This is a genomic window from Nocardia sp. NPDC055050 (assembly GCF_053608345.1).
This window is the reverse complement of record NZ_JBSGVG010000057.1, coordinates 1-15,432: the sequence shown is the minus strand read 5'-3', so window position 1 is coordinate 15,432 and position 15,432 is coordinate 1. Positions and strand designations below refer to the sequence as shown.

Here is a 15,432-nt window from a genome sequence, read left to right as displayed (position 1 = left end):
ATCGAAAAGGGCCGCCCCACCGGGACGGCCCTGCTCGCAATTCCTCAGATCACCACGCCATGGTGGCGTAGCCGACCAGGGTCTCCTCGGACTCCTGCGACAGCTTCCACATGCCACCGATGTTCTTCCAGGTCACGGGGATCGGGAAGGCGTAATCGCCGAGGCGGCTGTTCAGAGTGGCCGACAGAGTGTCGCCGTCCACGGTGACCGGGCCGGAGACATCCCAGCTGTAGCCGGGGATCCGGTTGACGGTGTCGCGCACGACCGCGAGGCTGCCGCCGTTGCCCGACTCGAGCTCGGCCGACGAACCGTTCATGGCCGCCTGCAGCTTGCCGTACAGCTCGCCGACCGAGGGCGTGGCCGGTGCGGCGATCGCGGCGGGGGCGGTGGCGACAACAGCGGCGGTAACCGGCGCGAAGATGGTGGCAAACGCCATCGACGCGGCAACGAGCGAACGCTTCATGGGTGGATCTCCTCTAGTTAGGCAAGCCTAGGCTAGCCTGAGTATAGACACACCTATGGCCGCAACGTCTACTCGACCAGGAAGAAGAAGTACGCGAGAAACAGCACCATCAGCGCCCACATGGCCGGGTGCACATCCTTGATGCGACCCTTGGCGACCATCACGATCGGGTAGAAGATCATGCCCATCGCCAGACCGTTCGCGATCGAGTACGTCAACGGCATCATGATGACGGTGATGAACGCGGGCACCGAGTACTCGAGGTTCTGCCAGTCGATGTCGCCGAGCGAACGCGCCATCAGGATGCCGACCACGATCAGCGCGGCCGAGGTGATCTCGGCCGATCCGGCGACCACCGAGAAGATCGGATAGCAGAACATCGCGATCAGGAACCAGCCCGCGGTGGTCACCGCCGTGAGACCCGTTCGGCCACCCGCCGACACACCCGCCGTCGATTCGACATACGCGGTAGTGGTGGAGGTACCGATGATCGCGCCCGCGGTGGTACCCACCGAGTCCGCGGCCATCGCGCTCGCCGCGCGCGGCAGCGTGCCGTCCTTGTTCAGCAGACCGGCCTGGTTGGCGACGCCGATCAGGGTGCCCGACGCATCGAAGAAATCGACGAACAGCATGGTGAGCACGACCACGATCATCTGGCCGGTGAACGCGTCGGGCAGGTGGATGATCGCCTGACCGAAGGTCTGATCCAGGCCCTTCGGCATCTCGGCGATACCGTCCGGCACGCCGACCAGACCGGTCACCATGCCGAGGACCGTGGTCGCGACGATGCCGTACAGCACCGCGCCGTGCCAGCCGATCACCAGGAAGACCACGGTCACGATCAGGCCGAACAGCGCGAGCAGGGTGGTGCCCTTGGTGAAATCGCCGAGGGTCACCAGCGTCGCGTCACTGTTGACGACGATGCCCGCGTTCTTCAGACCGAGGAACGCCACGAACAAGCCGATACCCGCGCCGACCGCGAACTTCATCTGCAGCGGGATCGCGTTCAGGATCCGTTCCCGGACCTTCGTGACCGCCAGAACGAAGAAGATGATGCCCGAGAGCAAGGTGCCCGAGAGCGCTACCTGCCACGGGATACCCATGCTGAGCACCACGGTGTACGCGAAGAACGCGTTGAGACCCATGCCCGGCGCGAGCGCGATCGGGTACTTCGCCCACAGGCCCATGACCAGCGTGCCGAAGACGGCGGCGACGGCGGTGGCCGTGAAGACCGCCTGCATCGGAATGCCCTTGTCGCCGAGGGCGCCTTCGTCACCGAGGATCGACGGGTTCACCGCCAGCACATACGACATCGCCAGGAACGTGATCGTGCCCGCCATCGCCTCGCGCTTGAAGGTGGACCCACTCGACGAGATACCGAAGTATCCGTCGATGCGCCCTCGGGCACGGGTTAGGACGTCGCTGGCCATGACTCTCCTCAATGATCGACCCAGGAACGGTAGCGGAAAGTTCACTGAATCGAATAACCCGGCGCCTGTGTCACCGTGTACGGTTACGCGCCCGCGACGGCCACCAAGCCCAGTTCGGCGTCGGACGCGAGCAGCGCGTTGTGGGGAAGCACACGGACCGTGTACCCGACAGCACCCGACAGCGGGACCGGAGCCTGGATCGAATACAGCTCGCTGCCCTCGTCGGCGCCGATGTGGCGCATCTCGATCGTGGTCGTATCGGAGAGGTCGTCGGTCGGCGAGACCCGGCCGAGTATCGCCTGCACCACCACATCCGACGGCGCGAGCCCGCCGAGGTCGACGCGCGCGTGCAGTGACAGTTCCGCGCCGATCACCGGGGTGTCGGGCAGGCCCGAGCTGTCGACCTGCGCGATCCGGACCGACGGCCACGCGGCGTCGACGCGCCTGCGGTACTCGGCGACCGCCGCGGCGCCCGCGAACTTGTCGGCGGCGGCCCGGCCGAACGCGGCGGCCGCCGGTCCGTAGTACTGCTCGGCGTAGTCGCGCACCATCCGCGAGGCCAGGACCTTCGGGCTGGTGGTCTGCAGGGTGTGGCGCACCATCTCGGTCCAGCGGACCGGCACATCGCCGGCGTCGCGGTCGTAGAAGCGCGGCGCCACAGTGCGTTCGACGAGTTCGTAGAGCGCCGAGGCCTCGAGATCGTCGCGGCGCGATTCGTCGCGGACACCGTCGGCGGTGGGGATGGCCCAGCCGTTCTCGCCGTCGAACATCTCGTCCCACCAGCCGTCGCGGATGGACAGGTTGAGGCCGCCGTTGAGCGCGGACTTCATCCCCGAGGTACCGCACGCCTCGAGCGGGCGCAGCGGATTGTTCAGCCACACATCGCAACCCCAGTACAGGTAGCGGGCCATCGACATGTCATAGTCGGGCAGGAAGACGATGCGATGACGCACCTCGGGATCGTCGGCGAACCGCACTACCTGCTGGATCAGGGCCTTGCCACCGTCGTCGGCGGGGTGGCTCTTGCCCGCCACCACCAGCTGCACCGGCCGTTCGGGGTCGAGCAGCAGCGCGCGCAGGCGTTCGGGGTCGCGCAGCATGAGGGTGAGCCGCTTGTAGGTGGGGACGCGGCGGGCGAAACCGATGGTGAGCACGTTCGGATCGAAGACGTCGTCGATCCAGCCGAGTTCGGCGTCGGCGGCGCCGCGCTGTCGCCAGGAATCGCGCAGCCTGCGCCGCACTTCGTCGATCAGGACGCCGCGCAACGTGTTTCGCGTCGACCACAGCTCACCGAGGTCGACGTCGCTGAGCTTCTCCCAGCCCCGCGCCTCCTCGACCAGTTCGGGCCCGACGAGTTCGCGCGCCTTGTCGATCCATTCGCGCGCGGCCCAGGTCGGGGCGTGCACGCCGTTGGTGACCGAGCCGATCGGCACCTCGGCCGCGTCGAATCCGGGCCACAGCGCCGCGAACATCTCCCGGCTCACCTCGCCGTGCAGTTTCGATACCCCGTTGGCGCGCTGGGCCATGCGCAGACCCATGTGCGCCATGTTGAACACCGAGGGGTCGCCCTCGCGCCCGAACGCGAGGATCCGGTCCACGGAAAGCCCCGGCAGCAGCGCGGATTCGGATTCGCCGTGCGAGCCGCCGAAGTACCTGCGCACCAACGGCATCGGGAAACGGTCGATGCCCGCGGGCACCGGGGTGTGCGTGGTGAAAACGGTTCCCGCCCGCACCGCGGCGAGCGCGGTCTCGAAATCCAGTCCACCCGCGATGAATTCACGCATGCGCTCGACGCCGAGGAAACCCGCGTGGCCCTCGTTCATGTGGAAGACATCGGGATCGGGCAGGCCGTTGGCGCGGGTGTAGGCGCGCACCGCGCGCACGCCGCCGATACCCGCCAGGATCTCCTGCTTGATGCGGTGATCCTGGTCGCCGCCGTAGAGCCGGTCGGTGACGGCCCGCAGTTCGGGGTCGTTCTCGGCGATATCGGAATCGAGCAGCAGCAACGGAATCCGCCCCACCTGCGCGATCCACACCCGTGCCCGCAGTACCCGCCCCTCGGACATGCCGACGTGGATGAGCACCGGCGAACCGTCGCTGGTGAGCAGGCGCAGCGGCAGGCCCTGCGGATCGAGCGCCGGGTAGTGCTCCATCTGCCAGCCGTCGGCCGACAGCGATTGCCGGAAATACCCCGAGCGGTACAGCAGCCCGACGCCGATCAGCGGCAGCCCGAGATCCGAGGCGGCCTTGAGATGATCACCGGCGAGGATGCCGAGGCCGCCGGAGTAGTTCGGCAGCACCTCGGTGACACCGAACTCCATCGAGAAATAGGCGATCCCGGCGATGTCGGTGCCGGTCTGCTCCTGGAACCAGCGCGGCCGTGTCAGGTAGTCCCGCAGACCCGCGGCGGCCGCGTGGACGCGCGCGAGGTAGGCCGGGTCGGCGGCGAGCTCGTCGAGCCGTTCGGCAGGGACCTCACCCAGCATCCGTACCGGGTCCTGACCGACGGTTCGCCACAACTCGGGGTCGAGCTCGGCGAACAGATCCTGCGTCGGGCCGTGCCACGACCACCGCAGGTTGGTCGACAACTCACCCAGCGCGGCGAGCCGCTCCGGCAAATGGGCACGGACAGTGAACCGACGAAGTGCCTTCACCCCGGAAGAATAAACGATCGCGCCCGCACTGGGGGTCTAGGTGAATCGGGCAGCGAACTCGGGGCTCGGCGGGACCTCGGTGATCACGTCGATCAGGACGCCGGCGGGGTCGGCGACGATGAAGTGGCGCTGACCGAAGTCTTCGGTGCGCAGGTCGAGCTCGGCGCGCAGGCCGCCGGTTTTCACGAGTCGGTCCCACTCGGCGTCGACATCGTCGACCTCGAAGTTCAGGACAACTCCCTGTACGGGTTTTCCGAAGCCTGCCGGGATCGTGGGGTGGGTGGGGTCGAGCAGAGCCAGTTCGTAGGTCGGCTCGTCGTCGGCACCCGGCCGCCGCAGGCTGACGTACCAGTCCGCCTCGAAGACGATCTCGAAGCCGAACCAGGCCGTGTAGAAGTCGCGCGATTGCGCGATTCGGGTGGTGGCGAGAACGGGGTAGTAGCTGCTGAGTTTCATGGGATCACCTTTCACATACCGTCGGTATGTATCGTACGATAGTTCACATACCATCGGTAGGTCAATGGGAGGGCACTCGATGAGCTCGACGGCACGGACGCGGCAACGCGAGGAGACGCGGCGCATCCTGCTGCACGAGACCAGGGCGCTGTTCGCCGCGAAAGGCTATGCCGCAGTAGGGCTATCGGAGATCGTGACGTCCGCCGGGGTCACCAAGGGCGCGCTGTACCACCACTTCGACAGCAAGGCCGACCTGTTCCGTGCGGTCCTCACGCAGGTACAGGAGGAGGTGGGCGCGCAGGTGGCCGCCGCCGCGGACACCGAGTCCGACCCCTGGACGCAGCTCACCACCGGCTGCGCCGCGTTCCTGCGAGCCTGCGCCGACCCCCGTGTCCAGCGCATCCTGCTGATCGACGGCCCCGCCGTCCTCGGCTGGCACGAATGGCGGGCCATGGACGAAGCCAACTCGGCCCGCCACCTCGACGAAGCCCTGCGAACCCTCGTCGACGCCGGTGTCCTTGCTCCGCAACCGATCGCCCCGCTGAGCCAACTGCTCTCCGGCGCGATGAACGAAGCCGCGCTGTGGCTGGCCACCACCACCGCCCCCGGCGCGCTCACCGACACCATCGCCGCCCTCGATCGCCTCCTCGCGGGCCTGCGCATCGCCTGACCCCACGAAATCCGTTCGCCATACCCCGGCACTCCGTGTCACCATGCACCGATGCCGCACTGGGTCGATGTCCTGCCCGAATTCCTGGTCGCCGCCATCATCTTGGCCGCGCTTCCCGGACCCGCGACGGCGCTGTTCCTGCAGCGATCGGTACGCGACGGGCGCTCGGCCGGTCTGGCCGCGGTACTGGGCAACGAGATCGGCATTCTCGGCTGGACGCTCGCGGGCGGCACCGGGCTGTCGATCCTGCTGGCGGCCAACCGCTGGCTCAACACCACCATGCACGTCGTCGGCGCCGCGGTGCTGATCTGGCTCGGCGTGCAGTCGTGGCGCCACGCCCGCGGCCACCACGACGAGTTCGGCGCCGCGCTCACCGCTAAACTGCCCGGCGGCAACACGCCCGTCGCCGCCTTCCGCGCCTCACTGATCTCGATCGCCGCCAACCCGAAGGCCGCCGTCTTCGGCATGACGATCCTGCCCCAGTTCCTCCCGGACGAAGGCCCCGTCATCCCCACCCTCCTCATCCTCGCCACCATCCAGGTCGTCGTCGACGGCGCCTGGTGCGTAGGCGTGGTGCTAGCCGCCGACCGAGCGGGCGCCTGGCTGCGCCGCGCGGCGATCCGCCAACGGATGGAACGAACCCTCGCCGCCATCCTGGTGGCCCTCGGCCTCGGCCTGGCCGCGGACACCCGCTGAACACCGCGTCCTCCCCTGGCCGCCGACGCTCCCCACCCAGCGAAAGTGCAGTAAGTTAGCCGAGTGACCGGCCGGATTGCCATCGATGACATCGCCCCGTCCATTCCCGGCGGCCGCCCGGCCAAAGCCGCAGTCGGCGAGGTGTTCCCTGTCCGCGCCGTCGTCTGGCGCGAGGGTCACGACGCGGTAGCCGCCACCCTGGCGGTCCGCGCCCCCGGCTCCTCCCGGATCACCCGCATCCGGATGACGCCCGACTACCAGCCCGACGTGTTCAACGCCCTCTTCACCCCCCACCTCCCCGGCGTGTGGACCTACCGCATCGAAGGCTGGAGCGACCCCCTCGCCACCTGGCGAAGCGCGGTCGAGGCGAAGTTGTCGGTCGGCCAGTCCGCCGCCGACCTCGCCAACGACCTCGAGATCGGCGCCGTCCTGTTCGAACGCGCCGCCCAAGCCGTCCCGAAGAAGCAGTTCGAACGCCTGCGCGCCGCCGCCACCGCCCTGCGCGGTGACGAACAACTCCCGGCCCGGGTCGCGCCCGCGTTCTCCGAGGAGGTCGCCGAGATCCTGCGCGCCACCCCGCTGCGCGAGATGGTCACCCGCGGCACCCAGTTCTCGGTCCTGGTCGAACGCCGCCGCGCCCTGGTCGGCTCCTGGTACGAGTTCTTCCCGCGCTCCACCGGCGGCCGCGACGCCGACGGCGCCCCGATCCACGGCACCTTCGCCACGGCGGCCCGCGAACTCCCCCGCATCGCCGGCATGGGGTTCGATGTCGTCTACCTCCCGCCGATCCATCCGGTCGGCGAGGTGAATCGCAAGGGCCGCAACAACACTCTCACCACCGAACCCGGCGACGTGGGCTCCCCCTGGGCCATCGGCTCGGCGGACGGCGGACACGATGCCGTGCACCCGCTGCTGGGCACCGAGCGCGACTTCACCGAATTCGTCTCCGAGGCAACCGCTCTCGGTCTGGACGTCGCCATCGACCTGGCCCTGCAATGCGCCCCCGACCATCCGTGGGTCGCCGCCCACCCGGAGTGGTTCACCACCCTGCCCGACGGCACCATCGCCTATGCCGAGAACCCACCGAAGAAGTACCAGGACATCTACCCGGTCAACTTCGACAACGATCCCGACGGTCTCTACGCCGAGATCCTGCGGGTGGTCCGGCACTGGATCTCGCTGGGCGTCACCATCTTCCGCGTGGACAACCCGCACACCAAGCCCGCCGATTTCTGGGAGTGGCTGATCACCGAGCTGCGCCGCACCGACCCCGACGTGATCTTCCTGTCCGAAGCGTTCACCCGCCCCGCCCGCCTCTACGGCCTGGCCCGCCGTGGCTTCAGCCAGTCGTACACCTATTTCACCTGGCGCGTGCACAAGTGGGAACTCACCGAGTTCGGCTACGAGATCGCCGCCAAGGCCGACGAGGCCAGGCCCAACCTGTTCGTGAACACCCCTGACATCCTGCACGAGAGCCTGCAGTACGGCGGCCCCGGCATGTTCGCCGTCCGCGCCGCCCTCGCCGCCACCCTCTCCCCCACCTGGGGCGTGTACTCCGGTTTCGAGCTGTTCGAACACGAGGCGGTCCGCGAGGGCAGCGAGGAGTACCTCGATTCCGAGAAGTACGAACTGCGTCCCCGCGATTTCGCCGGCGCCCTCGAACGCGGTGAATCGCTGGAACCGTGGCTCACCCGCCTGAACGAGATCCGCCGCAATCACCCGGCGCTGCAGCAGTTGCGCTGCATCCACTTCCATCACGTCGACAACGACGCGCTGATCGCCTACTCCAAGGTCGACCCGGCCACCGGCGACGCGGTGCTGGTCATCGTGAACCTCAACCCCTATGCCGCCGAGCAGGGCCACATTTCACTCGATCTCCCCGCCATCGGCCGCGAATGGCACGACCACCCGGTGGTCTTCGACGAGGTGAGCGGCGAGGAATACCACTGGGGCCAGCAGAATTTCGTGCGCCTCGACCCCACGCGCGCGGTCGCGCACATCCTGTCACTGCCCGCAGTCCCGGCCGCGGCCCGCGCACCGCTGGCCTACCGCGAGACACTGTGATGAAGCGCCGCGATCTCCTGCTGCTGGCCGCGGGCACCCATCCCGACCCGCACACCGTCCTCGGCGCGCACGCCCACGCCGACGGCACCGCTGTCCGTGTCCTGCGCCCCCACGCCGACACTGTGACGGTGCTCGTCGGGGAGTCCGAACATCGGCTGAAATCGTTGGGCCACGGCATCTTCGACGCGATCCTGCCGTATCCGCAGATCGACGACTACCGCATCCGCGCCGAGTACCCCGGCGGCCAGACCGTGATCTCCGCCGACGGCTACCGCTTCCTGCCCACCGTCGGCGAACTCGACCTGCACCTCATCGGCGAAGGCAGGCACACCCGCCTCTGGGAGGTTCTCGGCGCCCACCCGCGCCACTACACCACCCTCGACGGCGACGTCGACGGCACCTCTTTCGCGGTGTGGGCCCCGAATGCCCGCGGCGTCACCGTCTTCGGCGATTTCGACCACTGGAGCGGCACCTCGGCCCCGATGCGCGCGCTGGGCAATTCCGGTGTGTGGGAGGTGTTCGTGCCCGGCGTCGGGCCGGGCACGCGGTACAAGTACCGGATCCACGGCGCCGACGGCCGCGTCGTGGATCACGCGGACCCCCTTGCCTTTTCGACCGAGGTTCCCCCCGCGACCGCCTCGGTGGTGGCCGGCACCGACCACGTGTGGACCGACAGCGCCTGGCTCGACCGACGCGCGAAAACCGACGCGGTCCGCTCCCCCATGAGCGCCTACGAAATCCACCTCGGTTCCTGGCGACCCGGCCTCGACTACCGCGAATTGGCCCACCAGCTGGCCGATTACGTCCGCGCGACCGGATTCACCCACGTGGAGCTGCTGCCGGTCGCCGAGCACCCCTTCGGCGGCTCGTGGGGGTACCAGGTCACCTCGTACTACGCCCCGACCTCACGTTTCGGCAGTCCCGACGACTTCCGCTACTTCGTCGACCACCTCCACAACGCGGGCATCGGGGTACTGCTCGACTGGGTCCCCGCGCACTTCCCCCGCGACGAATGGGCACTCGCCCGTTTCGACGGCACCCCACTCTACGAACACCCCGACCCGCGCCGTGGCGAGCAACTCGACTGGGGCACCTACGTTTTCGACTTCGGGCGCAACGAGGTCCGCAACTTCCTGGTCGCCAACGCGGCCTTCTGGATCTCCGAATTCCACATCGACGGCCTGCGCGTCGACGCCGTCGCCTCGATGCTGTACCTGGACTACTCCCGCCCCGACGGCGGCTGGGAGCCCAACATCTATGGCGGCCGGGAGAATCTGGAAGCGGTCGACTTCCTGCAGGAACTCAACGACACCGTGCACGGCGCCCATCCCGGCGTGGTCACCATCGCCGAGGAGTCGACCACCTGGCCCGGCGTCACCCGCGGCACCGATGTCGGCGGCCTCGGTTTCACCATGAAGTGGAACATGGGCTGGATGCACGACACCCTCGGCTACCTGGGTCGCGACCCGATCCACCGCTCCTGGCACCACAACGAGATGACGTTCTCGCTGGTCTACGCATGGAGTGAGAACTACGTCCTGCCGATCAGCCACGACGAGGTCGTGCACGGCAAAGGCACCCTGTGGACCCGCATGCCCGGCGACGACTTCGCCAAGGCGAGCGGCGTGCGCGCCCTGCTCGCCTACATGTGGGCCCACCCCGGCAAGCAACTGCTGTTCATGGGTCAGGAATTCGGCCAGTTCCGCGAATGGGACAACGACCGCGGCCTGGACTGGCAGGAACTGGACAACCCACTCCACCAGGGCATTTCAACAATGGTCGCCGATCTCAATCGCACCTATACCGCCCACCCCGCGCTGTGGACCCAGGACACCACCCCCGGCGGCCACTCCTGGATCGAAGCCGACGACAGCACCGCCAACGTCTTCGCCTTCCTCCGCTGGGGCACCGACGGCAGCGCGGTGGCGGCCGTGTTCAACTTCTCCGGTTCCCTCCGCGAGAACTACCGCATCTGCCTGCCCCACCCCGGCCCCTGGCACGAGATCCTCAACACCGACGCCCACGAATACGCGGGTTCCGGCATCGGCAATCTCGGCATCGTCACCGCCGTCGACACCCCCAGCCACGGTCACCCCGCCTCGGCCACCGTCACCATGGCACCCCACAGCGCCCTCTGGCTGTCCTGGACGGTCTAACGATCCAGGTCGACCCGAATCGTCAGCAGGTCGGTACCGAACGCCCGCACCGCGGTGCTGTTGTAGCGCGGCAACTGCCGCAGTCTGGCCCGCGCGTCGTCCCCGGGCAGCAGCACGGCGGTCCCCGGGTACCAGCGTCCGCCCAGACGCACCCTGACCTTGTTGTCGGCTTTGATGTTGCGCACATACTGCGAGCGATCCCCGAACTCGGAGACCAGCCAGAACTCGTCGCCGACGCGCCGACCACCGATCGGGGTGACCCGCGGCTGCCCACTCACCCGCCCGACCGTCTCGAGCAACTGCTGACCGGGCAGTCTGCCCAGTATCGGATTCAGTCGCCGCTGCAACGCGGTGACGATCCGATGCTGGATATCGTTCTTGGACGCCATATTTCGACCGTAGCACCGCTCACTCGCAGCGAAGCCGCCCCGGCGATGTTCGGTCGGGGCGGCTTCGCAGCGATCTGAGCACGGCGGTCGGTCGAAGGTGACCCGAACGTGGCTGGGCTGTGGGTGTCAGTACAGGGCCGCGGCGAGCTTGCGGCGGGCCGCGATCACGAAGGGCTCGGCGGGGTCGAACAGCTCGAACAGTTCGAGCAGGCGGGTGCGCGCCTTGGTTCGGTCGTCGCCCGCGGTGCGCTTGACGATCGCGATGATCCGTTCGAAGGCCGCCTCGGGGCGCTGTTCGAACATTTCGACGTCGGCGGCGTCGAGGGCGGCGTCCAGGTTCGCCGGGTCGGCGTCGGCAGTGGCCACCACCGCCGGATCGAGCTGCTGGGCCCTGGTCAGGAAGCGCAGCTGGCGCAGGGCCGCCTTGGCTTCCTCGTTGCCGGGTTCCTCGGCGATGATCGCCTCGTAGGCCGCCTCGGCGCCGGCGAAGTCACCTTCGGACAGCTTGTCCTCGGCGTCGACGAAGCGCGGATCCTCGACCTCGGGTTCGGCGGGGGTCGCGTCGGGGTCGCCCTCGAGCTTGCCCGCGGTCGCGTCCATCACCGCATCGAGCCACTGGCGGACCTGCGGGTCCGGCTGGGCGCCTTCGAAGTCGGCCAGCGGCTGCCCACCCGCCACCGCGATCACCGTCGGAATGCCCTGCACACGCAGCGCCTGCACGATGTTCATATTGGCTTCGGCCTCGATCGCGGCCAGATCCCAGGCGCCGCGGTCTTCGGCGTTGAACCGTTCGAGCGTGCGAACCAGCTCGACGCTGCCCGCGCTGCGCTGCGAGAACAGCACGACCACCACGGGCACCTGCGTGGAGCGCCGGATCACCTTGGCTTCGAAATCCGCCTCGGTGACCGTGTGGTTCCCCGAGGCCGGAGCAGCAGCAGCGGCACCGCCGGGCGCGGCGGGCGGCTGCTTCAGCGCGGACAGATCCACCGCGCCGGACATGGCGGCGGCAGCGGCGGGCGAAGGACGGCGGGCAGCGGGTCGAGTCACGGTTTCCAGTTTGTCACGAAGCCGTCGGGGCGGCAGCCGCGGAGCCCTTGCTCGCGTCGGCGCTCAGCTCGCCCAGCTGACCGGTGCGCACCGCCCAGACCTCGAAGATCACGGTGAACAGCGGCGGAATGCTCGACGCCAGCGCCAGCACCGTGGTCTTCCAGTTCCAGTTCAGCTCACGCGAGGCCAGCAGCGCGGACAGCACGAACAACACGAAGATCCCACCGTGGACCGGGCCGAAGATCTTCACGCCGATCTCGTTGCCCTCGGCGGGCAGGTACTTGAACGCCATACCGGTCAGCAGACCGATCCAGGACAGCGCCTCGAGCACCGCGAAGAACCGGAACCGGCTGGCCGTTGACCGCAAATCGAAGAAACCCATGCCCACCATTGTGCCGCATGATCTACGACACCACGTAGTTGGACCGGTCACAGCGAAAGCCCTGGTACTCACGAGGAATACCAGGGCTTTCGTGGTCGAACAGGATCAGGCGGGAACGCGGATGATCAGCGCGTCGCCCTGGCCGCCACCGCCACACAGCGCGGCGGCACCGACGCCACCACCGCGACGCTTCAGCTCCAGCGCCAGGTGCAGCAGGATGCGCGCACCCGACATGCCGAGCGGGTGCCCGATGGCGATGGCGCCACCGTTGACGTTCACCTTCTCCGGGTCGTAGCCCAGCTTGCGGGTCGAGGACACCCCGACGGCCGCGAACGCCTCGTTGATCTCGATCAGGTCCAGATCGGCGGGCGTGATGCCCTCCTTCGCGCACGCGGCGAGGATCGCGTTGGCCGGCTGGTCCTGCAGGGTCGAATCCGGCCCGGCGACCTGGCCCGCGGCGCCGATCTCGGCGATCCACTCCAGGCCCAGCTCTTCGGCCTTGGTCTTGCTCATCACGATCACCGCGGCCGCGCCGTCGGAGATCTGCGAGGCGGTGCCCGCGGTGACGGTGCCGTCCTTGCGGAAGGCCGGACGCAGCTTGCCCAGCGACTCGACGGTGGTGTCGGCGCGAATGCCCTCGTCCTCGGTCACGTAGACCGGGTCACCCTTGCGCTGCGGCACGGCGACCGGCACGACCTCGTCTTCGAACAGCCCGTTCTTCCACGCGGCGGCGGCGCGCTGGTGCGAGGCCGCGGCCAGCGCGTCCTGATCCTCGCGGCTCACCTTGTCCAGGTCGTTGCGATCGTCGGTGAGCAGGCCCATGGCCTGATCGGTGATCACGTCGTGCAGGCCGTCGTAGGCCATGTGGTCGACGAGGGTGGTGTCGCCGTACTTGAAGCCCTCACGGCTCTTGGGCAGCAGGTGCGGGGTCTGGCTCATCGACTCCATGCCGCCGGCCACCACGATCTCGTGCTCACCCGCGCGGATCAACTGATCGGCCAGCGCGATCGCGTTGATGCCCGACAGACAGACCTTGTTGATCAGGATCGACGGCACATCCATCGGGATGCCCCCGGCGATGGCGGCCTGGCGCGCGGGCAGCTGCCCCGCGCCTGCCTGCAGCACCTGGCCGAGGATCACGTAGTCGACCTGCTCGGGCGCGACGCCGCCCTTCTCGAGCGCGGCCTTGATCGCGACACCGGCCAGATCCGAGGCCTTGAAGCCCTTCAGACCGCCCAGCAGCCGACCGACCGGGGTACGCGCACCGGACACGATGACAGAAGTGGTCACGAAAGCCTCGCATTCATTGAGTCGATCCTCGCGGACGCACACAGCAGCACCGCACGCGTACAGGAGTTGGACTCCACGGTAACCGGTATCGGCCCGCGCCCGGCACGCAGGTCCGCGCTAGCTTCGTGGGGTGACCAATGAGAACTTCATCCCCGCCGACTACGTCATCGCCGTCGACCACGTGGGCATCGCCGTGCCCGACCTGGACACCGCGGTGGCCTGGTACACCGACAACCTCGGCATGGTCGAGACCCACCGCGAGGTGAACGAGGCCCAGGGCGTCGTCGAAGCCATGCTGTCGTGCCCTGCCGCCGCCGACCGCGCCACCGCCCTGCAGTTGCTGGCCCCGCTCACCCCGGAGTCGACCATCGCCAAGTTCATCGACCGCAGCGGCCCCGGACTGCAGCAGCTGGCCTACCGGGTCACCGATATCGACGCGGTTTCGGGTTTCCTGCGCGGGCGCGGAGTGCGTTTGCTGTACGAAGCCCCTCGCCACGGGACCGCCGATTCCCGCATCAATTTCATCCATCCGAAGGATGCTGGCGGTGTGCTGGTCGAGCTCGTGGAGCCGAACCCGGATGTTACGCACTAGTACGCCGGTACTGTCGGTAAATCTCGGCGAGATCACAATCACGGTCGAGTCTCCATACGCTCGCTCGAGGCTGTATTTTGTGTGCCATGTCGTCACCTGAGTCCGATCGCAATCGCTTCGTTGCACTGCCCTTCACCGTTGTGCGCAAGGGTTATGCGCAAGACGAGGTGCGCAACTACTTCGACCGCTTCGACGCTGAGCTCCGCGTCACCGCCACCGACCGGGACGCTGCCGCAGCGCAGGCCCGCAATCTCGCCAGCCAGCTGGAAGATGCACGTGACGAGATCGACGAGCTCCGCAAGGAGGTCGACCGGCTTTCCGTGCCGCCGACCACCGCCGAAGGCATGTCCGACCGCATCTCGCGCATGCTGCGCCTGGCCTCGGACGAAGCGTCCGAGGTCCGCGCGCTGGCGCAGGCCGAAGCCGCCGAGATGGTGTCGATCGCCGAGCAGCAGGCCACCGAGATGCGTGGCAAGTACGAGTCGCTGCTCGCGGAGACCAAGGAGAAGCGCGAGGCGCTCGAGATCGAGTTCGAGCAGACCCTCGCGAACGCGCGCACCGAGTCGGCCAAGATCATCGAAGCCGCCCAAGCCGATGTCGAACGTCTGGGCAAGGAGGCCGAAGCCAAGCGCAAGGCCACCCAGCAGGACTTCGAAGCCACCATGAACGATCGGCGTACCAAGCTGACTCGGGCCATGGAGGAGCTCGAGGCCACCAGTCGCGCCGAAGCCGCCCAGCGGATCAAGGACGCGACCGACGAGTCGAACCGCCTGATCAGCTCCGCCACCCAGACCTCCGAGCGCAAGATCGCGCACGCGAAGGAACTGGCCGAGGAGATGCGCGTGCTGCGCGGCCGGGTGCTCGCCCAGCTGCTCGGTATCCGCGGTCAGCTCGATTCCGTGCCCGCCATGCTCGCCGCGGTCAACCGCGAGAGCGAACTGCTCGACGGCACGCCGGAGCGCAAGTCGATCAGCAACAACGGCAACAAGTCGGTGTCGAGCTCGCGTCAGAACAAGGCCATCCCCGAGGTCGCCGACGAGGACATCGTCGATGAGGACCGCGAGAGCGCCGACGTCAACTAACCAGCTGTCGGACTCGTCACGACATTCACCCGGAAAACCGAAGGCCGCCTCGAATCATCGA

The 15,432-nt window shown here is 68.1% G+C and carries 14 protein-coding genes; 6 read left to right on the top strand and 8 right to left on the bottom strand.

The features are described from left to right. Positions 1-49: 49 nt before the first annotated feature. The 4 genes from ACWGCN_RS33355 to ACWGCN_RS33340 form a co-directional block, all read right to left on the bottom strand. Positions 50-463: a hypothetical protein gene (locus ACWGCN_RS33355; RefSeq protein WP_378638878.1), complete on the bottom strand. Its 414-nt coding sequence runs from the start codon at positions 461-463 to the stop codon at positions 50-52. Between the two features lie 68 nt (positions 464-531). Next, complete coding sequence (locus ACWGCN_RS33350) at positions 532-1,893, bottom strand: NCS2 family permease (protein WP_378996704.1); 1,362 nt, start codon at positions 1,891-1,893, stop codon at positions 532-534. Positions 1,894-1,976: 83 nt separating this feature from the next. Continuing rightward, positions 1,977-4,547, bottom strand: coding sequence for an alpha-glucan family phosphorylase (gene glgP / locus ACWGCN_RS33345; RefSeq protein WP_452459499.1), 2,571 nt, complete (start codon positions 4,545-4,547; stop codon positions 1,977-1,979). A gap of 36 nt (positions 4,548-4,583) precedes the next feature. Further along, entirely contained in the window at positions 4,584-5,003 is a 420-nt protein-coding gene (locus ACWGCN_RS33340) for a VOC family protein (protein WP_379316617.1), read from the bottom strand. Positions 5,004-5,082: 79 nt separating this feature from the next. On the opposite strand from ACWGCN_RS33340, the gene ACWGCN_RS33335 reads away from it, so the two are divergent. The 4 genes from ACWGCN_RS33335 to glgB all read left to right on the top strand — a co-directional run bounded on the left by ACWGCN_RS33335 (position 5,083) and on the right by glgB (position 10,589). Then, entirely contained in the window at positions 5,083-5,673 is a 591-nt protein-coding gene (locus ACWGCN_RS33335; protein WP_452459498.1) for a TetR/AcrR family transcriptional regulator, read from the top strand. A gap of 51 nt (positions 5,674-5,724) precedes the next feature. Next, the gene (locus ACWGCN_RS33330; protein WP_452459497.1) at positions 5,725-6,369 is read left to right on the top strand and encodes a LysE family translocator; all 645 of its coding nucleotides are present in this window, start codon (positions 5,725-5,727) and stop codon (positions 6,367-6,369) included. A 63-nt stretch (positions 6,370-6,432) separates the two neighbouring features. Then, positions 6,433-8,433 (top strand): alpha-1,4-glucan--maltose-1-phosphate maltosyltransferase, encoded by a 2,001-nt coding sequence (locus ACWGCN_RS33325; RefSeq protein ID WP_379315030.1) that lies wholly within the window; start codon positions 6,433-6,435, stop codon positions 8,431-8,433. Next, positions 8,433-10,589: a 1,4-alpha-glucan branching protein GlgB gene (gene glgB, locus ACWGCN_RS33320; RefSeq protein ID WP_452459496.1), complete on the top strand. Its 2,157-nt coding sequence runs from the start codon at positions 8,433-8,435 to the stop codon at positions 10,587-10,589. Before ACWGCN_RS33325 ends, glgB begins: the two co-directional genes overlap by 1 nt. On the opposite strand, the gene ACWGCN_RS33315 is transcribed toward glgB, so the two are convergent. The 4 genes from ACWGCN_RS33315 to ACWGCN_RS33300 form a co-directional block, all read right to left on the bottom strand. Then, entirely contained in the window at positions 10,586-10,978 is a 393-nt protein-coding gene (locus ACWGCN_RS33315) for a nitroreductase/quinone reductase family protein (protein ID WP_378996688.1), read from the bottom strand. The genes glgB and ACWGCN_RS33315 overlap by 4 nt on opposite strands. Before the next feature lie 126 nt (positions 10,979-11,104). Beyond that, positions 11,105-11,977 (bottom strand): tetratricopeptide repeat protein, encoded by an 873-nt coding sequence (locus ACWGCN_RS33310; protein ID WP_387449147.1) that lies wholly within the window; start codon positions 11,975-11,977, stop codon positions 11,105-11,107. Positions 11,978-12,038: 61 nt separating this feature from the next. Beyond that, the gene (locus tag ACWGCN_RS33305; RefSeq protein ID WP_378996685.1) at positions 12,039-12,416 is read right to left on the bottom strand and encodes a DUF3817 domain-containing protein; all 378 of its coding nucleotides are present in this window, start codon (positions 12,414-12,416) and stop codon (positions 12,039-12,041) included. 96 nt (positions 12,417-12,512) lie between these two features. Continuing rightward, the gene (locus tag ACWGCN_RS33300; RefSeq protein ID WP_378996683.1) at positions 12,513-13,697 is read right to left on the bottom strand and encodes an acetyl-CoA C-acetyltransferase; all 1,185 of its coding nucleotides are present in this window, start codon (positions 13,695-13,697) and stop codon (positions 12,513-12,515) included. Between the two features lie 130 nt (positions 13,698-13,827). On the opposite strand from ACWGCN_RS33300, the gene mce reads away from it, so the two are divergent. Next, positions 13,828-14,289 carry a methylmalonyl-CoA epimerase gene (gene mce, locus ACWGCN_RS33295; RefSeq protein WP_378996681.1) on the top strand — a complete coding sequence of 154 codons (462 nt, stop codon included), beginning with the start codon at positions 13,828-13,830 and terminating at the stop codon, positions 14,287-14,289. A gap of 86 nt (positions 14,290-14,375) precedes the next feature. Continuing rightward, positions 14,376-15,371 carry a coiled-coil domain-containing protein gene (locus ACWGCN_RS33290; RefSeq protein WP_084473310.1) on the top strand — a complete coding sequence of 332 codons (996 nt, stop codon included), beginning with the start codon at positions 14,376-14,378 and terminating at the stop codon, positions 15,369-15,371. The last annotated feature ends 61 nt before the right edge of the window (positions 15,372-15,432 follow it).